Here is a 22,675-nt window from a genome sequence, read left to right on the forward strand (position 1 = left end):
AAAGAGTGTTCAGCGCACTTGCAGGCTCCATCAACCTTGGAGCAGCGCGATGATTCCTTTGTCCCCCACAGATATCGGCACGATAAGCTCTCTGGACCGGCGCGAACTGCTGCGCGGCCTGGCAGTGGCCGCCAGCTTGAGCGGTCTTGCCGGCCCGGTCTGGGCCGCGGCAGGTGAGACAGCGGCGACAGGCGGGCGCACCCGCATCATCCACGGCGTCACCCTGACCGACCCATTCGGCTGGCTGGACGATGCAGCGCTGGATGATCCGCAGGTGATCCGGCTGAGGGCTAAATTCGACGCCTCAGCCCATCAGGTGATGGCTCGGCTGGAAGCGCTCACCCGTCGGCTGCGCGCCGAGGCGGATGCCGCCAGCCCGCCCCCATCCGACCCTGCGCCCGTGCCCGACGGCGCATACGGCTATTGGAGCGATTGGTCGCAAGGCCGCCGTCAGCTCTGGCGGATCCATCTTGCCAGCGGTGCCCGGCAATTGCTGCTCGATGCCGCAGAGACCGATGCCGACGGCAAGGCGATCGGCAATGTCGTGGCTTGGGGAATTTCGCCCGACGACGCAACCTTGGCGTTTGCCACGGTTGCCGTGCCCGAACATCATGACATCCGCTTCAAGCACATCGCGACGGGCCAGATGCGGACCGAGGTGGTGCGCGATGTCGGAGTGCAGATCACCTCGGAGCGGCTGGTCTGGACCGCCGATGGCCGCGGGGTCATCTATGGCGAGGTCGATGCGTCGGGGCGGCCGTGGCGGGCGCGCATCCATTGGCTGGGACGGCCGCAGGTCGGGGCGCCGATCATCCACGAGGAAGCCGACCCTGGCTTCTTCATCGAAATCCGGCAGACCGGCTCGGGCCGCTTTGCCGTAATCCACTCGAGCTCGGTCGACACCACGGAAGCACGGCTTGTCGACCGCGAAAACACCGACTCTGTGCGACTGGTAAGCGCGCGGAGGGCCGGCAGGCTTTATGCCGTCGATCATGGCGGCGGCGATGCGCTCGATATTCTCACCAACGACACTCACCCCAATTTCCGCCTCGTAAGCGCGCCGCTGGACCAGCCGGACCGGTGGAGCGAGCTGGTTCCGGCGCAGGATCGAACCGGCCTTGCATGGCATCAGGCATTCCGCCGTCATCTGGTCGTGGCGGAGCGCCATGAAGGGAACAGCCGGGTGCGGGTGTTCGACCGGGCCAGCGCCACATGGCGAATCATCGACATTCCCGAGCCGGTGGCGGTGGTCGGCTTCGACCGCTGGACCGCGGGGCCCGAGGCCAATCGCGAGCCCGAGCCTGCACAGCTGCGGCTGGGGGTCGAGACATTTGCGCAGCCCAAGGCGCTGTATGAATACAGTTTTGCAGAAGGCGCGCTCAAGAAGCTGCAAGCGGGCACCGCAGCATCAGGCCTCTACCTTGCCGAGCGTCTGCAGGCGACTTCGCCCGATGGCACGATCATCCCGATGTCGATGATCCGCCCGCGCACAGGCCCCCTGCACGGGGCGGTGCTGTATGGCTACGGCGCCTACGGCGTCCCGTCCGATCCCGACTTCGATACCCAGCGCTTCAGCCTGCTGACGCGCGGCGTGGCCTATGTGATTGCCCATGTCCGCGGCGGCGGCGATCTGGGCGGGGCATGGCACGATGCCGGGCGCGGGGAGGCGCGCGGCAAACCGGTCGATGACTTCATCGCCTGCGCCCGGGCATTGGTGGCGCAGGGCATCGTCCCGCCCGGCAAGATCGTCAGCACAGGGCGATCCGCCGGGGGATGGCTGGTCGGCGCAGCTTTGAACCGCGCGCCGGATGTGTGGGCAGGGGTGATGGCCGACGTGCCCTATGTCGATGTCCTGAACGCGCTGCTCGACCCGGAGAGGCCGCTTTCCGCCACCGAAACCTCCGAAGTCGGCGATGTCATCCAGGATCCCGCGGCCTTCGCCCGGGTGCTGCGCCTGTGCGCCTATCAGAATGTCCCGGCGCGCAAGCTTCCCCCGGTCTATCTCACCGCCTCGCTCGCCGATGTGCGCATTCCATGGAGCGGGGTGCTGAAATATGTCGCCCGGCTGCGGGCGGCGCACCCGGACAATGCCGTTGCCCTCCGTCTTGATCGCGACGGCAACCACTGGGGCCCCGCCGATCGCGAAACGCGTGACCTATGGCGGGCCGAGCGCGTGGCCTTTGCGCTCAAGGCGCTCGATCTCGTCTAGCAACGTGCCGCAGCTATATGGTAGCGCCACAGGAACGATGGCCCCTGCGCCGCGTAGACTGACTGCGGCGCATTTCTGCCGCCGCGAGGGATTTTCCACATCGATACCAGAACGCTCATGGCCTATGGGCTGGCACTGCTGCTTGGCCTTGCCATTGCAGGCACCATCGCCTTTTTCCGTTACAATTCGGTGCGGCAGAAGCACCGCCGCGGGCGTGTGCAGGACCAGAAGCGCGAGCAGGCGCTCAGGGCGGATCTCCAGCAGCGGCGGACCGATCTCGACGCATGAGGTGATGCAAGCGGAGCGGCGATCTGCCGGTGGTGGGCGCGGCCCGGATGTGCCACTATTGGCATGACCCCGGACCAGGTCGCAGCAGGCCCGATGGCATCAGGCGACCGCAGCACGAAAGCCCATCCATGTTCCGCTACATCGTTGCCTATCTTGCCACCGGCCTTGCCTTTGCGCTGATCGACAGTGTCTGGCTGAAGACCATGGCGCCGCGGCTGTATCAGCCGATCCTGGGCGAGATGCTGGCGCCTTCTTTCCGGTTGGCCCCGGCGGTGGTGTTCTATGTGCTGTATATCCTGGGAATCCAGATCTTCGCGATCGGCCCGGCGCTAGCCGATGGCCGCTGGCAGACCGCGCTGGTCAACGGCGCGTTGCTTGGCTTCTTCTGCTACATGACCTATGATCTCACCAACCAGGCGACGCTGGCGGTGTGGAGCACCAAGATCACCGTGCTCGACATCATCTGGGGCACATTCCTCACCGGCTCGTCGGCGCTGGCAGGGTTCATGGTGACCAGGGCGGTCTTCAAATAGACCGCACGACAGCTCAGCTTGAGGCGCGCACGATCAGTTGCGGCTCGAGCTGGACCGACTCGCAGGTCTCGCCATCGATCTGGCGGAACAGCATGTCGACCAGCAGCCGCGCGCCTTTCTCCAGATCCTGCCGGATCGTGGTCAGCGGCGGGCTGGTGTGCGCGGCGAGCATGATGTCGTCATAGCCGATCACCGCGACATCGCCGGGCACGGCAAGGCCCCGTTCGGCAAGCGCGCGCAGCACGCTCATCGCCACCACGTCAGACGCGGCAAAGATTCCGTCGATGCCGGGGTGCTCGTCCAGAAACGCGCTGGCGGCGGCATAGGCCGCCTCCGATGTCAGGTGGATCGGCAGGGTGTAGACATCGTCGGCCAGCCCGGCTTCGGCGCTTGCCTGCAGGAACCCTTGCTGGCGCTGGCCAAACTCGGGCGGGCTGGGGTTGCCCAGGAACAGCAGCTTGCGCTTGCCGCGCGCGATCAGGTGACGCCCGGCGATCAGCCCGCCCAGCACATTGTCCGACCCCACCGACACGTGCTTCTGCCCCGGAACCTGCGCGCCCCACACCACCAGCCCGCGATGCCGCGCGGCTGCGGCATCGAGCACTGCGGTCTGGTCCGACTGGCCGATGACGATCGCGCCATCGACCCGTCCGGAATCGAGCAGGTCGTCGAGCCAGTCATCGCCCGAGGGGATGACCCGCGAGAGCAAAAGATCGAAATTGCGGTCGGTGAGCGCATCGGCGAGATGGCCCAGCATGGTCATGAAGAACGGATCGGACGGGTGCTGGTCGATCTCGTGGCCCATCGGAATGACTACGCCGATCGCCTGCGCGCGGCGCAGCCGCAGGTTCTGCGCGGCCTGGTTTGGCTTGAAACCGTGCGCGCGCGCGAGTTCGACCACCCGCTCGCGTGTCTTGGCGTTGATAATCGTCTTGCCCGCCAGCGCGCGCGAAACGGTCGAAACCGATACCCCCGCCAGCTCGGCCAGTTCCTGCATCCCGATCTTGCTGATGACCTGCGCCTTTCCTGCCCGATGCGTGCGTCCCCGGAAGGAGTTTACGTCTAATCACAAGTGGCGCGCGCGTCGAGCCAAGAAGACGTGCCGGAACAGCTTGCATCCTGATGGCCGCTGTGTATTAATACAGCAATACACATGCGATGGAGTCGCCGAAATGGCCGTGAACTGGAAGCCCGTTGTTGTCCTGATCGTCGGCGTCGTCGCCATCGGCGCGTGGAAGATGTCGGATGCTGCCGAGTTCGATTTCATCGCCGACATGGAAGAATCGGCAGGCAAGGAATCGGACAGCGGCGACTGGGCGTCGAGCTGGTCGGGCGAACCGTTCGACCGGATCACGCTTGCCGGGCCCGATAACCTCACCTTCGTCACGCAGGGCGAGCATGCAGTCAGCGCCACCGGAGACGCTCAGGCGCTCAAGACCTTGCAGTTCAAGGTGCGCGACGGTGAGCTGCGCATCCGCCGCAAGTCCTCCGGATGGACGCTGGGAGATTCCGGCGAGGCAATGATCGCGGTCAGCGCGCCAGCCTTGCGCGGGCTGGTGCTCGCCGGATCGGGTTCGGCCAATGTCGACCGGATGGAGGGCGATGAGGTCAAGCTCACTGTGGCAGGATCGGGCGATGCCGCGGTCGGGCGACTGACTGCGAAGGAACTCGATGGCTCGATCGCGGGGAGCGGATCGCTGCGGCTGGCGGGCAGCGCCGATTCGACCGATATCTCGATCGCAGGCTCGGGCAGCGTGAAGGGAGAGAATTTCCGCAGCGATGCCGTCGATGTGTCGATCGCAGGATCGGGCGATGTGACGATGCAGTCCGATGGCGTGGTCGATGCCAGCCTGATGGGATCGGGCGATGTCACCATCAAGGGCAAGGCCAAGTGCATGAGCAGCACGATGGGTCCGGGCACGCTGACCTGCGGCTGATGCAGCAGCCCTGCGGCGCGCGTGCGCGAAAGCCGTTGCGCACGGTGCTGGCTTGCTAGAATGTCTCCCGCAGAGCGGTGTCGCAGGCGCCGCGCCGGGGAGGTCGATTTGAGCGCATCGCAAGCCAGCAGCCAGCCACAGGCCGATCCCGGTTTCTGGGACCGGCACATCATGCCGCGGCTCATCACCTTCTGCTGCGGCCAGCCCGCGGTCGCCAAGGCGCGCAGCCGCATCGTGCCGCGCGCGTCCGGCGAGGTGCTCGAACTGGGCTGTGGCGGCGGGATCAACCTCGATCATTATGACCGGTCGCGGATCACCCGGCTATCGGGCGTCGATCCCTCGCCGCAGCTGCTCGACACCGCGCGGGCCAAGGCGCAGGCGCGCGGGTTCGACGTCGATTTCCGCCCCGGTATCGCCGAGGCATTGCCCTTCACGGATGCAAGTTTCGACACCGTGCTGACCACCTTCACCTTGTGTTCGGTGCAGGACCCGCGCGCCGTGCTGGGCGAGATGCGCCGGGTGCTCAAGCCCGGCGGCACCATCCTGTTCCTGGAGCATGGCGCTGCGCCCGATGCGGGACCGGCGCGCTGGCAGCAGCGCATCGAGCCGGCGTGGAAAAAGATCGCAGGCGGCTGCCATCTCACCCGGCCGGTCAGCGAGGCGTTTCGCGCGCAGGGGTTCCGCTTGAGCGACTGCCACAACCGCTATATGCCCAAGACTCCCCGTTTTCTGGGGTGGATCGAGATGGGGGAAGCGCGCGTATGAAGGCCCTTGTGATCGCGCTGGCGGCGCTGCCGGGCTGTCTTGCCGGGCTGGGCAGTGCCGAGGCGGCCGAACGGCGCTTCACGCTGTCGGGGTTCGACAAGGTCCGCATCGAGGGCGATGTCGCGGTCGAGATCAGCTCTGACGCCGCGCCCTTTGCGCTGGCCAGCGGCGATCCGCGCGCGCTGGAGGCGTTGAGCCTGAAGGTGCAGGGCGGCACGCTGTACATCCGTCGCGCACGGCGCAACGCCCCGGTGGAGGCGCGCAAGCGCGCGGCTTTGCCCGATACGCTGCCGCTGGTGCGGCTGAGCGCCCGCGCGGTGCAGTCGCTGACCGTGCTGGGTCATGGCAGCGCGCGGATCGACCGGCTGGCAGGCGCGAGGCCCAGCGCGACGATGGATGGCAACGGATCGGTCGAGATCGGCTCGGTCAGCGCGGATGCGATGGCGATCAACGTCAACGGCAACGGCAGCCTCAAGGTCGGCGGCACCGCAGCGCGCGCACGTGCGGTGATGCTGGGTGAGGGATTGATCGAAGGCGGCGGGTTGACGCTCGGCGCGCTCGAATTCATCGGCGAGGGCCCGGTGCGCGCACGGCTGACGGTGAACGGCCCGGCGCGGATCGCGGTGAAGGGCGATGCCGATATCCAGATCGGCGGCAAGCCCGATTGCACCGTACGCCAGACCGGCACGAACGCCATCATCTGCGGCGGCGGTCTGGCCGTGCGCTAGATCCGGCTCGCTAGATGCGATCTGCGCGCGCTACCGATTCCGATGCGCGCAGCGCCATGATGATCTGCATCAGATGCGCGACATCGTGCACCTCAAGGTCGGATTCATAGGTGTGGAACGGCTGGTCGCGATTGGTCAGCTTGAGGTTGACGATGTTCGCCTTGTGGTGGCTGAAGATGCCCGCCATGTCGGCGAGCGTGCCGGGGCGGTTGTAGAGGATCGCGCGGATGCGCGCGGTCGCGCCTTCGGAATCGCTTTCCCATGACAGGTCGATCCAGTCGGCATCCACTCCGCTGACAAGGTTGAGGCAATCGATGGTGTGAACCTCGATATGCTCGCCCTGGCGGCGCAGCCCGACGATGCGGTCGCCCGGAACCGGGTGGCAGCATTCGGCCAGCTGGAAGGCGACGCCCGGGGTCAGCCCGCGGATCGAGATCGCGCGGTCCTGGCGCGGGAACTCGCGCAGCGCGGTCATCTCGTTGCTGCTGCCGGGGACCAGCGCGTCCATCAGATCCTGGTCGGTGATCTGGTTGGTGCCGATCGCGACGAGAAGATCGGTCTCGTCCTCCATCTCCAGCCGCTCGAGCGCCTGTTTGAGCGCCTTCTTGCCGATCTTGACCGGCAGCCGCCCGGCAATCTCGTCGAAGATCACCCGGCCCATCGCGGCGGTCTCTTCGCGCTCCTTGTCGCGGACATAGCGGCGGATCGCCGCGCGCGCCTTGCCGGTGGTGACAAAGCCCAGCCAGCTGGTCTGCGGCTCCTGGCCTTCGGACTTGAGGATCTCGACGATATCGCCGTTGGACAGCGCGGTGCGCAGCGGAACGTTGCGTCCGTTGATCAGCACGCCCACCGCCTGATTGCCCAGATTGGTGTGCACCGCATAGGCAAAGTCCACCGCGGTCGCGCCCTTGGGCAGCTGGTGCAGCGCGCCCTTGGGGGTGAAGGCGAAGATGCGGTCCTGGTACATCGCCATGCGGGTATGCTCGAGCAACTCGTCGGCATCCTGCGCGGTGTCGAGAATCTCGATCAGGTCGCGGATCCAGCCGGCCTGGCCATCTGGCCGGGTGCCGCCCTGCTTGTACGCCCAGTGTGCCGCCAGGCCGTATTCGCTCTGGCGGTGCATTTCATGCGTGCGGATCTGGATCTCGACCCGCATCGACCGGCCATGGATGATCGCGGTGTGAAGCGAGCGATAGCCGTTGCGCTTGGGGGTGGAGATATAGTCCTTGAACCGGCCGGGGATCATCTTCCACTTGCGGTGGATATGGCCAAGCGCGGCATAGCAATCGTCGATGCTGTCGACGAGCACCCGAAAGGCGATGATGTCGGTCATCTGCTCGAACGAGACGTGGCGTTCGGCCATCTTGCGCCAGATCGAATAAGGGTGCTTCTCGCGCCCGCTGACGTCCGCCGTCAGACCGTGTGCGCCAAGCTCGGTCTTGAGCGATTCTGCGATGCTTTCGACCTGGTTTTCGGCATTGGCCTTGATCTGGTCGAGCCGCCCGACGATCGTGTCATAGGCTTCGGGTTCGAGCTCGCGAAACGCCAGCATCTGCATCTCGCGCATATATTCGTACATGCCGACGCGCTCTGCGAGCGGGGCGAAGATATCCATCGTCTCGCGCGCGATGCGCTTGCGCTTGTCGACGCTTGAAATGAAATGCAGCGTGCGCATGTTATGCAGCCGGTCGGCGAGCTTGACCAGCAGCACGCGCAGGTCGTTGGACATCGCGAGCAGGAACTTGCGCAGGTTCTCCGCGGCGCGCTCGTTTTCGGTCTGCGCCTCGATCTTGGAGAGCTTGGTTACGCCATCGACCATCTCGGCGACCTTCGGGCCGAACATGCGTTCGATCTCCTCGATCGTGGTCAGCGTGTCCTCGACCGTGTCGTGCAGCAACGCGGTGATGATGGTTTCGACATCCATCTTCAGGTCGGTCATGAGACCTGCCACCTCGATGGGGTGGCTGAAATACGGGTCGCCGCTGGCGCGTTTCTGGCTGCCGTGCTTCTGGACCGAAAACACATAGGCGCGATTGATCAACGCCTCATCAGCATCGGGGTCGTACTCCTTGACCCGTTCGACCAGTTCATATTGTCTCAGCACCATCTGAATGTCGGTGCTTTGCCTTCAAATGCAACAGAAAAACGCGCCTGTGCAGGGTCATGCCCCGTTTCGCCGAAAGGCCGGGGGCAGGGCAAGCGGGCAGGGCCATCAAAGGGTCTGCACAGGCGCGCAAGGTTTGCCGGTCGGCGGACACCCAGGATGTGGGAGAACCGCGGGCGCCGCCGACCAGCTGGAAGAAAGCGGGCGGGTCAGCCCTTGGCGTTGCAGGCGGCCAGGTCTTCCTGGGCCATCGGCTCGCTGCGGGTTGTAAAGGCGGTCACCTCACCCATCTTGCGGGAGAGGCGGGTGCAGGCATTGACCGGGCGCGAGGTCGCCTTCGAACCCGAGCAGACCGTGCCTTCGCACTGCCACACCACGCCCTGGATGATCTTGGTGGTCTTTTCGACCGGAGCGGCAAGCTCCGCGCTGAAATAGCTGGCGCCGGGGGTCTGGGCGCTGGCGGTGCTGGCCTGCAGCATTACCATGCTGGAGAGCGACGCCGCGGCGATGAACACGATCTGGGTGAGGGCCTTGGTAAAACGGGGCATGAGGTTTGTCCTTTCAGCAATGTCCCGGGGGGAGGAAAACCGGGGGGTGTAATTTAGGTTGCGAATCACTACCTACATAAATAGGTTTCGAGTTGCAACTAGAAACTGAATTTTCATTGGCTTTGCTGCAATTTTGGATAAAGATGGCAGCCTGCAACGGATTTGAATGACCATGACCCAGACCCCTCCTGCCAAACTGCGCGAACCGCTTGCCGAGATCGCTGCCTGTTGCAGCCTGCCGCAGGCGCTGGAGACGATGGGCGAGCGATGGTCGTTCATGATCCTGCGCGCCTCGTTCAACGGGCTGCACCATTTCGAGGAATTCCTCGAGGAGCTTGGCATCGCGCGGAACATCCTCTCCAACCGGCTGACCCGGCTGGTCGAAAGCGGCATCCTCAAGCGCGCCCCATGCGTCGACGACCGCCGCAAGATCGAATACCGGCTGACCGACAAGGGGCTGGACCTGCTGCCGACGATGATCGCGCTGCGTCAGTGGGGCGAGAAGTGGGAAAGCGGCGTGCCATCGAACCCGGTGCTGGTCGACGAGCGCGACCGCCGCGCGATCCAGCCGATTTCGATCCGCGCGCATGACGGCCGGGTGCTCACCCATCACGACCTGTGCTGGATCGACATTGGTGATCTGAACACCGGCGCGGGTGACGACGACCACGAAGGCGTGGTCAAGCGCATCGCCACGATTTGAGCGGCAAGCCCTCTCCCCTCCCGCCTGCGGGAGTGGAGAGAGTTTCGCTCTACCCCCCGCCTGCGGACAACCGCACCGCGCGTTCGCGCAACCGCTCGACCGCAGCGTCATGGATATCCGGCGCGCAGCACAGGACGCCAAAGGCATTGGCGCGCGGCTTGTTGAAGCGCAGTTCGCCGCCCAGCGCGTCGGTCACCCGCGCGCCGGCTTCCTCGGCGATGATCGCGGCGGCACCGATGTCCCATTCATAGCCCCAGCGCAGCGTCGCCAGCAGATCGGCGCGGTCGTCGGCGACCATCGCCATGCGCAGTGCGATGCTGTTGGGTTTTTCGACCACGGTCAGGTCGACATCCGCCTTGGGCAGGCTGTCGGTGGGTACGCGGGATCCCGCGAAGCTTTGACGCCGACTCGCCTTCAGCCTTTTGCCGTTGAGGAACGCGCCGCGACCGCGCGCGCCGATCCAGTATTCGCCCCGCGCAGGGGCGGCGAGCACGCCCATCACCACGTGCCCGTCCTCGACCAACGCGACCGATATCGCCCAGCCGTTGCGACCGCGCACGAAATCGCGGGTGCCGTCGATCGGATCGACCAGCCAGATCCGGCTGCAATCGAGCCGCGAGACGTCGTCGGCGGTCTCTTCCGACAGCCAGCCGGCATCGGGGACCAGCGCGCCGAGGCGATCACGCAGGAAATTGTCAACGGCAAGATCGGTCTCGCTCACCGGATCGCCAGGCATCTTGTCCCACACCTGCAGATCGCCCCCGGCGCGCGCAAAAGCGGTGACGGCGATGGTGCTCGCCTCTTCGACGATGTGCTTGATGGTGTCGGGAGAGACCTTGGTGCGCGACTGCATAGCCTGCTCTAGCGCGGAGCACGCCGTCGCAACAGTCCCCTCAACGCTCGCGCGTGGCGCTGAACGCGATGTCGGGATTCTTTTCCTGTTGATAGCCGATGTCCCAGGCCGAACGCGCCATGAACACCGGGTTTCCGTCGCGGTCCTTGGCCAGGTTGTTCATCGAGATCCGCTTGAACGCCTCGAGCGCATCGGCAGGGCCGGTGATCCAGCGCGCGGTATCGAACGGCGACATCTCGAGCACCGCCTCGACCTTGTATTCGGCCTCGAGACGGCTGATCAGCACCTCGAGCTGGAGCTGGCCGACCACGCCGACGATCCACTGGCTGCCGATTTCGGGGTAGAACACCTGGATCACGCCCTCTTCGGACAGGTCATCCAATGCCTTGCGCAATTGCTTAGTCTTGGTGGGGTCCTTGAGCTGCACACGGCGCAGGATTTCGGGCGCAAAGTTGGGAAGGCCGGTGAAGCGCACGTCGTTCTTTTCGGACAGGGTGTCGCCCACCCGCAGCGTGCCGTGGTTGGGGATGCCGATGATGTCGCCGGGCAAAGCCTCGTCGGCCAGCTCGCGGTCCTGCGCGAAGAACAGGATCGGCGAATGCACCGCGATCGGCTTGCCATGGCCCGAGGGCACCAATTTCATGCCGCGCTTGAACGTGCCCGATACCAGCCGCATGAACGCGATGCGGTCGCGGTGCTGCGGGTCCATATTGGCCTGCACCTTGAAGATGAAGCCGGTGACGTCCTTGCGGGTCGGCTCGACAGCTTCGGGCTGCGCAGGCTGGCTGCGCGGCGGCGGGGCGTGATCGGCGATGGCGTTGATCAGCTCCTCGATGCCGAAGCGCTTGAGCGCCGATCCGAAATAGACCGGGGTCAGGTCGCCATGGCGATAGGCCTCCAGATCGAAGCTGGCATAGCCGCCCTGGGCGAGCTCGGCCTCCTCGGTCAGCCGCGCGAGTGCCTGCGCCGACAACACATCGGCGAGCTTCGGGTCGTCGATGCCGGTGAACTGCGCGGGCTTGTCGTCATATTCGCGGCTTGGCCCGCTGGGCTGCATCAGCTGGTTGCGCGCGAAGTCGTAAACCCCTTCGAACTGCCCGCCCATGCCGACCGGCCAGCTCATCGGGCACACGTCGAGCGCGAGCGCGTCTGCGACCTCGTCGAGCAATTCGAACGGATCGCGACCCTCGCGGTCGACCTTGTTGACGAAGGTGATGATCGGAACGCTGCGCAGCCGGCAGACCTCGAACAGTTTGCGCGTTTGAGGTTCAATACCCTTGGCGGCGTCGATCACCATGATCGCCGAATCGACCGCGGTCAGCGTGCGATAGGTGTCTTCGGAGAAGTCTTCATGCCCCGGCGTGTCGAGCAGGTTGAAGGTGATGCCCTTGCGCTCGAAGGTCATCACCGACGAGGTGACCGAGATGCCGCGCTGCTGTTCGATCTTCATCCAGTCCGACCGGGCGCGTCGGGCAGCGCCGCGTGCCTTGACCTCGCCCGCCAGATGGATCGCGCCGCCGGTCAGCAGCAGCTTTTCAGTGAGCGTGGTCTTGCCCGCGTCAGGATGCGAGATGATGGCGAAGGTGCGGCGGTTGAGGGCGGTCATATCGGGGGCTTTGCTGATTATTACGGAAACCTGGGAAGCCGGGCGTCCGTGTTCTTATGGTTGCGTCTGGCGGGACGGTCCGGTGATGGGCCCCTGCCTTCGCAGGGGACCGTGGGGGACGGCTAGCTCTCTAGCAGCGTCACATCCATCCGCAAACGCTGCTGTGCGTTCGCGGCGAGCGTCATCACCCCGGGCTTTTGCGTGAAATCGCCAGAGAAACCGAGCGGGTCGGCAATCCCGGCCCAAGGTTCGATGCACAGATAGCGCGCACCGGGCTTCTGCCAGATTCCCAGCATCGGCGTATCGGGGAAATCGATGCGCAGGCGCGGCTGGCCGGGGACGCCATATATGAGCGATCGGCTGGCGAGCTGGTCCCAGATCAGCGCATCGGCTTCGAAATCGGAGTGAGTGGGCGCGTAGATGTTGCCCACCACCGGGCTGGGCTGCGTTTCGGGCAAGACCAGACCCGTCGCCAGATCCAGCCGCCGGATGGGCGCGGGCTCGTCGCGTTCGAACACCACGCGGTGATCCTCCGCCGCGCCGCCAAAAGGCAAAGGCCAGGCGAAGGCGGGGTGATAGCCGAAGCTGAACGGCATCGGCACATCGCCCTGATTGCTGACCGTCGCGGTCATCGCCAGCGTCGCGCCTTCGAGCGCAAAGTGCATGTCGAGCCTGAAATCGAACGGATAGTGCGCGCGCGTCGCCTCGCTGGCCTCCAGCCGGAAGAGTGCGTTTTGCGCGTCCGCCTCGAGCAGCGCAAACTCCGACCGCCGGGCAAAGCCGTGCTTGGCCATCGCATAGGTCTGCCCGTCCAGCCGGTACCGGTCCCCTGCCAGCGCACCGACGATCGGGAACAGCAAGGGCGCACGTCCCGTCCAGAACGCCGGGTCCGCATCGGTCATCAGCTGGCGGCCCTTCGCATCGGCCAGCGACCAAAGCTCCGCGCCCAGCGGGGCGATGGTGGCGGTCAGCGTGTCCGAGCGGAGGGAAACCAGATCAGCCACGCAGCTCCGCCCCGAGTTTCGCCGCCGCCTTGACGATCGCGTCGGCAATGGCTTTCAGCTCCTCGTCGGCAAAGCTCTTGTCCACCGGCTGCAGCGTTACCTCGATCGCGAGTGAGAGCTTGCCTTCGGGCACGCCGGCGCCTGCGAAGCTGTCGAACACGCGGGCATCGGTGATGTGCTTCTTGTCCGCGCCTTTGACTGCGCGCACCAGATCACCCGCCGGCACGCCAGCATCGACGAGGAACGCGAAGTCGCGGGTCACGGCCTGCAGCGCGGGGGGCGCGAAGGCCTCGCGCATCGCAGAACCGCGCGGTTTGAGCGGAATCCCGTCGAGGAACAATTCGGCGACCATCACCGCCCCGTGCACCGGCTTGAAGCCGAAGGCTTTGGCGGTTCCGGGGTGCAGCGTGCCATAGGCGGCGAGCACGTTCTTGGGCCCAAGCCGCAGTGTCGCCGCCTGGCCGGGGTGATAGTGATCGCCCGGCCCTGCGCTATCGGGTGCAAAGTCCATCAGCTTGGCGGCTGGCGCGCCCGCCGCATCGAGCAGCGCGAGCACTTCGGCCTTGACGTCATGAGCGGTGAAGGCCTGCGCCTTGCCGCCACGCCAGTCGCGGCTGATCTTGTCGCCCGCAAGCACAATGCCGAGCGTCGCGCGCTCGATGCTGGTGCCGTCCTCTGCCTTGAAATAGCGCCGTCCGATCTCGAACAGCCGCACCGAGCCCGCGCCGCGATCAAGGTTACGCTTGGCGGCAGAGAGCAAGCCGGGAAGCAATGAGGGCCGCATGACCTTGAGGTCTTCGCTGATCGGGTTGGCGAGCGTCCAGTCGCCGCCGCCGAAGGGTGCGGCCTCTTTTTCCGAAATGAACGACCAGTTGACCGCCTCGTTGAGCCCGCGCGCCGCCGCCAGACGGCGCACGCGCCGCTCCTGCAGCTGCGCGGGGCTGGCGGTGGGCCTGGCGACACCGGGCGGGCGCGGCAGCGGGGTCGAGGGGATCGCATCGATCCCGGTGATCCGCACCACTTCCTCGACGATGTCCGCCTTGCCTGCGACATCGCGCCGCCATGTCGGGACGGTGATGGTCCACGGGGTAGCGCTGCTGTCGATACCGAAGCCCAGGCGCTTGAGGATCGCCTTCTGCTCGTCCGCCGCCACATCGATGCCGCCGAGCGCGGCGCAATAGGCCGGGTCGTAGGATACCGTGCGCGGCTCAGCCGGAGCAGCCCCGGCGCGGGTGATCTCGCTCGCCGTGCCGCCGCACAATTGCGTGACATAGGCGGTGGCAATCGCCAGCCCATCGTCGAGAAACGCAGGGTCCACCCCGCGCTCGAAACGCTGGCGCGCGTCAGAGGTCAGCATCAGCTTCTGCCCGGTGCGCGCGATATGCTCGGGGTCGAAATAGGCGCACTCGATGAGCACGTCGGTCGTGGTCTCGGCGACGCCCGAATGTTCGCCGCCCATGATCCCGCCGATATCGTGGACTTGGGCCGCGTCGGCGATCACGGTCATGCTGGCATCCAGCGTGTAGGTCTTGCCGTTGAGCGCGAGCACCTCTTCGCCGTCCTTCGCCTTGCGCGCGACCAGCCCGCCCGAGAGCGTGCTCATGTCATAGACGTGCAGCGGGCGGCCCAGATCGATCATCACATAGTTGGTGATATCGACCAGCGTCGAGATCGGCTTCTGCCCCACGGCCTTCAGCCGCGCCTGCATCCAGTCGGGTGCGACGCCATTGGTGACGCCCTTGACGGTGCAGCCGTAGAATGCCGGGCAACCGTCCGCATCCTCGGTGCGCACATCGGGCCCTGCGCCCACGCGCGCCACATCGGCGATAACCAAGGGCTTCAATGTGCCGATCCCCGACGCCGCAAGGTCACGCGCGATGCCGCGCACGCCCATGCAATCCTGCTTGTTGGGCGTCACCGAAACATCGATCACCGGATCGTCGAGTCCGGCGTAATCGGCAAAGCTGGTGCCGACCGGCGCGTCTTCGGGCAGTTCGATGATGCCGTCGTGATCCTCACCCATTTCGAGTTCGCGGTACGAGCACATCATGCCGAAGCTTTCGACATCGCGGATTTTCGCGGGCTTCAATGTGAAGGCGGGGCCGGGGACATAGGTCCCGGGAGGCCCGAACACCCCGACGAGGCCCTGACGCGCATTGGGCGCGCCGCAGACGACCTGCCAGGGCGTGCCCGACCCGTCATCGACCTTGAGCAGCCGCAGCTTGTCCGCATTGGGGTGGGGCCCGGCCTCGATGACGCGCGCGACCTTGAACGGGCGCAGCACGTCGGCGGGGTTTTCCACGCCTTCGAGTTCCAGCCCGATGGCGGTCAGCCGGTCGGTGATTTCGGTGAGGCTCGCATCGGTATCGAGATGCTCTTTCAGCCAGCTCAGCGTGAACTTCATGCGCTCACTCCTCCGCTCAAAGTGGGGACATCCAGCGAGGAGAAGCCGTAATGCTTCAGCCAACGCAGATCGCCGTCAAAGAACGCGCGCAGGTCGTCCATGCCGTATTTGAGCATCGCCAGCCGGTCGATGCCGCAGCCAAAGGCAAAGCCCTGCCACTCGTCGGGGTCCAGCCCGCAATGCTCGATCACCTTGGGGTTGACCATGCCGCTACCCAGGATCTCCATCCAGCCGCCATTGGGGCCTGTAGGATCACCACCGATCACCCGCTTGCCCTTTTCGACCGTGAAGCCGACATCGACCTCGGCGGAAGGCTCGGTGAACGGGAAATAGCTCGGGCGCAGCCGCAGCACGATGTCGTCGCGCTCGAAGAACGCCTTCACGAAGGTCTCGAGCGTCCATTTGAGGTGCGCCATGGTGATGCCCTTGTCGATGACGAGGCCTTCGACCTGATGGAACATCGGGGTGTGGGTCGCGTCCGAATCGCTGCGATAGGTGCGGCCTGGCGCGATAATGCGGATCGGCGGCTTCTGCGCCATCATCGTGCGGATCTGCACCGGCGAGGTATGCGTGCGCAGCAGCATCTCCTCGCCCGCAGCGTTGCGGTCGGGGAAGTAGAAGGTGTCGTGCATCGCGCGCGCCGGATGCGTCTCTGGCATGTTGAGCGCGGTGAAATTGTACCAGCCCGACTCGATCTCGGGCCCGGTGGCGACAGCAAAGCCGAGGTCGGCGAAGATCTCGGCAAGCTCGTCCATCACCTGGCTGACCGGGTGCACCGAACCCTGCGGCGTGGCGGCGGCGGGCAGTGTGAGGTCGATGGCTTCGGCGGCAAGGCGGGCGTTGAGCGCTGCGCTCTCCAGAGCGTCCTTGCGTGCGGCGATTGCGGTGGTCACCGCCTCGCGCGCGCCGTTGATCCGCGGGCCCTGTTCCTGCCGCTCCTCGGCGCTCATCGCCCCGAGCGTCTTGAGCAGCCCGGAGATCGCGCCCTGCTTGCCCAAAGCGGCGATGCGGATCTCTTCGAGGCCCGCAAGGTCTGCGCCGGCGATCTGCGCCAGATAGTCCTGCTGCAACTGTTCAACGTCGGCCACGGTGTGATTTTCCCATCTGTCAAATTCCGTGCGCGAGCCGTAGTCACGGGGCCCGCCACAAATCAACCCCTGCCGGTGCGTGGCGTGCTTTTCATGAGGCCGCGCAAGGTGCTATCATCGCGGCGAGGACCGGGCACAGACCCGGCCACGGTTGGGGGACGATCGCCGATGAACCTGATGCTGCTGTTCGCATCGCTGGCTGCAATCCTTGCGGTTGCGGGACTGGTCTGGCTGCTTCAACTGGGCGAGAACCGGATCGGCGACGTTGCCGACGCCGCGCGGATTGCCGAGGAGCAGATCGCGGGGTTCGAATCGGGGCCGGTGCTGATGTCAGGCGATGGCGAGGCAGCGCTGATCGAAGGCACCGACGGGCGCATCGTCCTGCTGAAGCGGCACGGCGCACATTGCGCCGGGCGGGTGCTCGCAAAGCCCTTGCGTGCGCACCGTTGCAGCGGGGGGTGGAAGGTGGAAACCGGCGATCCGCGCTTCGGACATGTTTCACTCAGCCTTTCGAAACAGGATGAAGACAAGCTGCTGACAATGATGTAAGCAGGCGTCCATGGCCGATCTGCCCAACCCGACCGAGCTCGCGATCCCGGCATTCGTGCTGCTGATCCTGATCGAGATATGGTGGGTGCGGCGGCGCGACCGTAGAGCCTATGAGCCGCGCGACACGCTGACATCGCTGGCGCTGGGGCTGGGCAGCACGGTCGCCGGTGCGCTGACCGGCGGGCTTGCGCTGCTGATCGCGTTTCAGGTTTACGCACACCGCATTTTCGACATCGGCTGGGTGTGGTGGGCGTGGCCGGTCGCGTTCGTGCTCGACGATTTCGCCTATTACTGGTCGCACCGGCTGGCTCACCGCGTCCGCTGGATGTGGGCGGCGCATGTCATCCACCATTCGAGCCAGCATTATAACCTTTCGACCGCGCTTCGGCAGACCTGGACCGGATTCTTCACCCCCGGATTGCTGATCGGACTGCCTTTGTTCTGGCTGGGTTTCCATCCTCTGATGGTGGCGTTCTGCGGCGGATTGAACCTCATCTATCAGTTCTGGATCCACACCGAGGCGGTCAAGCGGATGCCAAGCTGGTTCGAGGCGGTGATGAACACGCCTTCGCACCACCGCGTCCACCACGCGATCAACCCGCGCTATCTCGATTCGAACTACGCCGGGGTCTTCATCATCTGGGACAGGATGTTCGGCACCTTCGTGCCCGAGCGCGACGATGAGCCGATCCATTATGGCATCGTCAAGCAGCTGGGCAGCTTCAACGTGCTGTGGGCAGCGTTCCATGAATGGATCGCCATCGCCCGCGACATGTGGAGCGCGCCGGGGATTGGCAACAAGCTCAATTATCTGCTGCGCCCTCCGGGCTGGAGCCATGATGGCAGCCGCGAGACCAGCGATACGATCAAATCGGCCTGGGCCGCGCGCCAGCAGCGGCGCAACGATCCGGGCGAACCCTATCCCGGTGGGAGCCTGACCCCTGCCGAGTGAATGACCTGAATCGAGAGGGCCGACAAAAAAGAGCCCCAAAGGAGAGAGCATGAACGAATTTGACATCATCGTCATCGGTGGCGGGTCCGCCGGGTGCGCGGTTGCCGGGCGGCTGAGCGAGGACGCTTCGCTGTCGGTCTGCCTGATCGAGGCTGGCGGTCGCAACAATGGGGTGCGGGTCAAGACCCCCGGGTTCATGCCTTTCCTCCCTGCCAACACCAACTGGAAGTTCGATACCGTCCCCCAGCCGGGCCTCAACGGGCGCACCGGCTATCAGCCGCGCGGGCGCGGGTTGGGCGGATCGTCGGCGATCAACGCGATGGTCTATATCCGCGGCAACGCCTGGGATTACGACAATTGGGAAACGCTGGGTGCAACCGGCTGGAGCCACAAGGATGTGCTGCCCTGGTTCCGCAAGTCCGAAGGCAATTCCCGCGCCGGGTCGTCCAAGGAGTTCGACGCGCATCATGGCGGGGATGGCCCGCTGTCGGTGGTCGACCAGAAATGGGCCAACCCCGGCAGCCACGCCTTTGTCGAGGCGGCGCGTCGGCTGCAGCTTCCGCTCAACTCCGATTTCAACGGGGCCAGGCAGGAAGGCTTCGGCATCTACCAGACCACGCAGAAGGATGGCGAACGCTGGAGCGCCTCGCGCGCTTATGTCGAGCCCGCCCGGGATCGCGCCAATCTGGACGTGCGAACCCACGCGCTGGTTCGCCGGATCATCATCCAGGATGGCCGCGCACGCGGGGTGGAATATGAGCGCGCCGGCAAGGTGGTGCAGGTGTTCGCGCGCGGCGCAGTCGTGCTGTCGGCCGGCGCTTTCGGGTCGCCGCAGATCCTGCAATTGTCGGGGATAGGCCCTGCGGCCATGCTCAGGCAGCACGGTATCCCGGTGCTCGCCGACCGCGCCGAGGTGGGCGCGAACCTGCAGGACCATATCGACTATGTCTCGGGCTTTGCCACCAAGTCGAACGACAGCTTTGGCAGCTCGCTCGCCGGGACGATGCGCATGGCACGCGCGGTGGTGGAACATCGCCGCAAGCGCACCGGCATCCTCACCACCTGCTGGGCCGAAGCCGGGGGTTTCTGGAAGGTGATGCCCGATGCGCCAGCGCCCGACGTGCAGTTCCACTTCGTCCCCGCAGTGCTCGAGGACCATGGCCGCGAGAATGTGAAGGGCCACGGCTTTTCGTGCCACGCCTGCGTGCTGCGCCCCGAGAGCAAGGGCACGGTGACGCTGAACAGCGCCGACCCCGCAGCCCCGCCGCGGATCGATCCCAATTTCCTCGCCGACGACCGCGACATGGCGGTACTGCGCGAAGGCGTTCGCTTCATGCACCGCATCTTCGAAACCCCGCCGATGTCGGATTACAACCCGGTCGATCGCCATCCGGTGGATCTGTATAACGACGCGGCGCTCGACACCCTGATCCGCAACCGCGCCGACACCGTCTATCACCCGGTCGGCACTTGCCGCATGGGTTCGGACGAGGCCAGCGTGGTCGATCCCAGGCTCAAGCTGCGCGGGGTCGAGGGGCTGTATGTCGCCGACGCCAGCATCATGCCCAAGATCGTCAGCGGCAACACCAACGCGCCCAGCATCATGATCGGCGAACGCTGCGCTGCGTTTGTCGCGGAGGATCTGAAGGTGGGGGCAATGGTGGCTGCGTAAGGCGATCAGATCCTCCCCCAGCTCGCTGGGGGAGGATTTAAAGAAGACTTCGCCCTTCCACCTGAACACCCTCTCGGCTAGTTGAACCGGGATGAGCCAACCTCCCTCCGACAGCGCCCCCACGCCGATGATGGCGCAATATCATGCGCTCAAGGCCGAGGCGCCCGATTGCCTGTTGTTCTATCGGATGGGCGATTTCTTCGAGCTTTTCTTCGATGATGCCAAGGCGGCGGCGGCAACGCTCGATATCGCGCTGACTTCGCGCGGGGCGCATGGCGGGGATCCGGTGCCGATGTGCGGTGTGCCCGTGCACAGCGCCGAGGGATACCTCGCACGGCTGATCAAGGCTGGCCACCGCGTCGCGATTGCCGAACAGACCGAAACGCCCGCCGAGGCCAAGGCGCGTGCCGGATCGAAGGCTTTGGTCGCGCGCGCGATCGTCCGCTTCGTCACCGCTGGCACGCTGACCGAGGAATCCTTGCTCGATTCGCGCAGCGAAAACCGGCTGGTCGCATTGGCCAGCGCCGAGGGCGGCTATGGCCTGGCGATGTGCGATATCTCGACCGGCAGGTTCGAGCTGATGCAGGCGAGCGCCGACGATCTGTCCGCGGAGATCGCGCGGCTTTCCGCAAGCGAACTCATCCAGTCCGACCGCACCGACCCGTTCACCGATGATGCCATCCTGCGGCCCTCGGGCGCATTCAGCAGCATCGAAGGCGAACGGCGGCTCAAGGCACATTTCGGCGTCGCAACGCTCGATGGCTTCGGCAGCTTCAGCCGCGCGGAGCTCGCAGCAGCGGGCGGTCTGATGGCCTATCTCGAGCATGTCTCGCGGGGCAATATGCCGTTCCTTGCCCCGCCGCGGCGGCACGAGGTTGCGCAGCATATGGCGGTTGACGCGGCAACGCGCGAAAGCCTCGAGATTCTCACCAGCCAGCAGGGCGGGCGCGCAGGGTCGCTGGTGCATGCGATCGACCGCACCGTTACCGGCGCAGGCGCACGGCTGCTCGCCAGCGATCTGGGCGCGCCGCTCACCGACATCGCCGCGATCCGCGACCGGCTGGCACTGGTGCAATGGTTTCACGAGGATTCGCTGCGCCGCGACGGCGTGCGCGATGCGTTGAAGGCGATTCCCGATCTGGCGCGCGCGCTGGGCCGGGTGGTGGCGGGACGCGGCTCCCCCCGCGATCTGGGCCAATTGCGCGATGGCCTGAGCGCCGCGCGGACGCTGCGCGAGCGGCTGGCGCGCGGCGATGACCTGCCGCCGTTGCTCAAGGCACTGCTACCCGACATGCAGGGCCATGGCGCGCTGGTCGAGCATCTGCAGCGCGCTTTGGTCGAGAGCCCGCCGACCGAGCGCGGCCAGGGCGGCTATGTCGCGCGCGGCTATGACGCGGCGCTCGATGCGCTGCGCGACACCTCGGGCAACGCTCGCCGCGCGATTGCCGCGCTCGAGGCGGACTACAAGGCGGCGACCGGCGTGCAGGCGCTCAAGATCCGCCACAACGCGGTGCTCGGCTATTTCATCGAGGTTCCCGCCGCGCGCGCGGATGCGCTGATGAAGCCCGACAGCGGCTTTGCCCACCGCCAGACGATGGCGGGCGCGGTGCGGTTCAATTCCCCCGCGCTGCACGACGAGGCGATGCGCATCGCGCAGGCGGGCGGTCATGCGCTGGCGGCAGAGGAAGCGCATTTCGAAGCGCTGTGCGAGGAGGTGGTCACATCCCGCGACGCGATTGCCCGCACCGCAGCCGCGCTTGCGCGGATCGATGTCGCAGCCGGCCACGCCGCGATGGCCGCAGAAGGCGATTATGCCTGCCCTGAACTGACGCAGGAACCGTGCATCGCGATCCAAGCCGGACGCCATCCTGTGGTCGAGGCGGCGTTGCGCAAGCAGGGCCAGGCGTTCGTCGCCAATGATTGCGCGCTGTCCGAGCGCGACCGGCTCTGGCTGGTCTCCGGCCCCAATATGGGCGGCAAGTCGACCTTCCTGCGCCAAACCGCGCTGATCGTGCTGCTCGCGCAGGCAGGCGCGTTCGTTCCTGCGCGCTCGGCGCGGGTCGGTATCGTCGACCGACTGTTCAGCCGGGTGGGCGCATCGGACAATCTGGCGCGCGGGCGCTCGACCTTCATGGTCGAGATGGTCGAGACCGCCGCCATCCTCTCCCAGGCGACCGAACGCTCGTTCGTCATCCTCGACGAGGTCGGGCGCGGCACCTCGACTTACGATGGCCTCGCGCTCGCATGGGCGATTGCCGAAGCGGTGCATGACACCAACCGCTGCCGCTGCCTGTTCGCGACGCACTATCACGAGCTCACCCGGCTGACCGACCGGCTCGACGCGCTGTCGCTGCACCATGTCCGCGCACGCGAGTGGAAGGGCGATCTGGTGCTGCTGCACGAGCTGGCCGATGGCCCTGCCGATCGCAGCTATGGCCTCGCCGTCGCCAAGCTGGCAGGCGTGCCACCGGTGGTAGTCGCGCGCGCAAAATCGGTGCTGGCCAAGCTTGAGGCCGGGCGTCAGGCGACCGGGGGGCTGGCCGCGGGGCTCGACGATCTGCCGCTGTTTGCCGCTGCTCTCGCCAAGGAGCCCGAACCGGTCGATGCGCTGCGCGAGGCGCTGGCGGGGATCGATGTCGACAATCTCAGCCCGCGCGATGCGCTGGAGGCGCTGTACCGGCTCAAGGGATTGCTTGGGTCATAAAGGCTGGCGCAGCCGCCGCGAAATTGGC

The 22,675-nt window shown here is 65.9% G+C and carries 19 protein-coding genes; 11 read left to right on the forward strand and 8 right to left on the reverse strand.

Going from position 1 to position 22,675, the window contains the following annotated elements:
• Positions 1–49 precede the first annotated feature (49 nt).
• The 3 genes from IP68_RS05235 (at position 50) to IP68_RS05240 (ending at position 3,030) form a co-directional block, all read left to right on the forward strand.
• A complete protein-coding gene (locus IP68_RS05235; RefSeq protein WP_082382147.1) occupies positions 50–2,209 on the forward strand; it encodes a prolyl oligopeptidase family serine peptidase in 2,160 nt (719 codons plus the stop codon).
• Positions 2,210–2,326: 117 nt separating this feature from the next.
• Positions 2,327–2,497 (forward strand): hypothetical protein, encoded by a 171-nt coding sequence (locus IP68_RS20145; RefSeq protein ID WP_156317954.1) that lies wholly within the window; start codon positions 2,327–2,329, stop codon positions 2,495–2,497.
• 128 nt (positions 2,498–2,625) lie between these two features.
• Positions 2,626–3,030: a DUF2177 family protein gene (locus tag IP68_RS05240; RefSeq protein ID WP_054133924.1), complete on the forward strand. Its 405-nt coding sequence runs from the start codon at positions 2,626–2,628 to the stop codon at positions 3,028–3,030.
• A gap of 13 nt (positions 3,031–3,043) precedes the next feature.
• Here the strand turns inward: IP68_RS05240 and IP68_RS05245 are convergent, their stop codons facing one another.
• Complete coding sequence (locus IP68_RS05245; RefSeq protein WP_054133925.1) at positions 3,044–4,027, reverse strand: LacI family DNA-binding transcriptional regulator; 984 nt, start codon at positions 4,025–4,027, stop codon at positions 3,044–3,046.
• A gap of 175 nt (positions 4,028–4,202) precedes the next feature.
• On the opposite strand from IP68_RS05245, the gene IP68_RS05250 reads away from it, so the two are divergent.
• The 3 genes from IP68_RS05250 (at position 4,203) to IP68_RS05260 (ending at position 6,460) form a co-directional block, all read left to right on the forward strand.
• Complete coding sequence (locus tag IP68_RS05250; protein ID WP_054133926.1) at positions 4,203–4,967, forward strand: head GIN domain-containing protein; 765 nt, start codon at positions 4,203–4,205, stop codon at positions 4,965–4,967.
• Positions 4,968–5,075: 108 nt separating this feature from the next.
• Positions 5,076–5,732: a class I SAM-dependent methyltransferase gene (locus tag IP68_RS05255; RefSeq protein ID WP_369814820.1), complete on the forward strand. Its 657-nt coding sequence runs from the start codon at positions 5,076–5,078 to the stop codon at positions 5,730–5,732.
• On the forward strand, positions 5,729–6,460 hold the full coding sequence (locus IP68_RS05260; protein WP_054133928.1) for a GIN domain-containing protein: 732 nt from the start codon (positions 5,729–5,731) through the stop codon (positions 6,458–6,460). The genes IP68_RS05255 and IP68_RS05260 overlap by 4 nt, the downstream gene beginning before the upstream one ends.
• A gap of 10 nt (positions 6,461–6,470) precedes the next feature.
• Here IP68_RS05260 and IP68_RS05265 read toward each other — a convergent pair whose 3' ends face one another.
• On the reverse strand, positions 6,471–8,564 hold the full coding sequence (locus IP68_RS05265) for a bifunctional (p)ppGpp synthetase/guanosine-3',5'-bis(diphosphate) 3'-pyrophosphohydrolase (protein ID WP_054134325.1): 2,094 nt from the start codon (positions 8,562–8,564) through the stop codon (positions 6,471–6,473).
• 209 nt (positions 8,565–8,773) lie between these two features.
• Complete coding sequence (locus tag IP68_RS05270; RefSeq protein ID WP_054133929.1) at positions 8,774–9,112, reverse strand: hypothetical protein; 339 nt, start codon at positions 9,110–9,112, stop codon at positions 8,774–8,776.
• Between the two features lie 172 nt (positions 9,113–9,284).
• On the opposite strand from IP68_RS05270, the gene IP68_RS05275 reads away from it, so the two are divergent.
• On the forward strand, positions 9,285–9,815 hold the full coding sequence (locus IP68_RS05275) for a helix-turn-helix domain-containing protein (RefSeq protein WP_054134326.1): 531 nt from the start codon (positions 9,285–9,287) through the stop codon (positions 9,813–9,815).
• 49 nt (positions 9,816–9,864) lie between these two features.
• Here IP68_RS05275 and IP68_RS05280 read toward each other — a convergent pair whose 3' ends face one another.
• The 5 genes from IP68_RS05280 to pheS form a co-directional block, all read right to left on the reverse strand.
• The gene (locus tag IP68_RS05280) at positions 9,865–10,668 is read right to left on the reverse strand and encodes a 3'(2'),5'-bisphosphate nucleotidase CysQ (protein ID WP_054133930.1); all 804 of its coding nucleotides are present in this window, start codon (positions 10,666–10,668) and stop codon (positions 9,865–9,867) included.
• 40 nt (positions 10,669–10,708) lie between these two features.
• On the reverse strand, positions 10,709–12,274 hold the full coding sequence (locus IP68_RS05285; RefSeq protein ID WP_054133931.1) for a peptide chain release factor 3: 1,566 nt from the start codon (positions 12,272–12,274) through the stop codon (positions 10,709–10,711).
• Positions 12,275–12,396: 122 nt separating this feature from the next.
• The gene (locus IP68_RS05290; RefSeq protein WP_054133932.1) at positions 12,397–13,278 is read right to left on the reverse strand and encodes an aldose 1-epimerase family protein; all 882 of its coding nucleotides are present in this window, start codon (positions 13,276–13,278) and stop codon (positions 12,397–12,399) included.
• On the reverse strand, positions 13,271–15,682 hold the full coding sequence (gene pheT / locus IP68_RS05295) for a phenylalanine--tRNA ligase subunit beta (RefSeq protein ID WP_054133933.1): 2,412 nt from the start codon (positions 15,680–15,682) through the stop codon (positions 13,271–13,273). The genes IP68_RS05290 and pheT overlap by 8 nt, the downstream gene beginning before the upstream one ends.
• On the reverse strand, positions 15,679–16,770 hold the full coding sequence (gene pheS, locus IP68_RS05300) for a phenylalanine--tRNA ligase subunit alpha (protein WP_054133934.1): 1,092 nt from the start codon (positions 16,768–16,770) through the stop codon (positions 15,679–15,681). Before pheS ends, pheT begins: the two co-directional genes overlap by 4 nt.
• A gap of 168 nt (positions 16,771–16,938) precedes the next feature.
• Between pheS and IP68_RS05305 the strand changes: the two genes are divergently transcribed.
• The 4 genes from IP68_RS05305 (at position 16,939) to mutS (ending at position 22,647) form a co-directional block, all read left to right on the forward strand.
• Positions 16,939–17,319 (forward strand): hypothetical protein, encoded by a 381-nt coding sequence (locus IP68_RS05305; RefSeq protein WP_054133935.1) that lies wholly within the window; start codon positions 16,939–16,941, stop codon positions 17,317–17,319.
• A 10-nt stretch (positions 17,320–17,329) separates the two neighbouring features.
• Positions 17,330–18,271, forward strand: a complete 942-nt coding sequence (locus tag IP68_RS05310) for a sterol desaturase family protein (protein ID WP_054133936.1) — start codon at positions 17,330–17,332, stop codon at positions 18,269–18,271.
• 49 nt (positions 18,272–18,320) lie between these two features.
• Complete coding sequence (locus IP68_RS05315; protein ID WP_054133937.1) at positions 18,321–19,943, forward strand: GMC family oxidoreductase; 1,623 nt, start codon at positions 18,321–18,323, stop codon at positions 19,941–19,943.
• Between the two features lie 91 nt (positions 19,944–20,034).
• Complete coding sequence (gene mutS / locus IP68_RS05320) at positions 20,035–22,647, forward strand: DNA mismatch repair protein MutS (protein ID WP_054133938.1); 2,613 nt, start codon at positions 20,035–20,037, stop codon at positions 22,645–22,647.
• Positions 22,648–22,675: the final 28 nt, after the last annotated feature.

Source organism: Blastomonas sp. AAP25, assembly GCF_001295965.1.
Taxonomy (GTDB): domain Bacteria; phylum Pseudomonadota; class Alphaproteobacteria; order Sphingomonadales; family Sphingomonadaceae; genus Blastomonas; species Blastomonas fulva.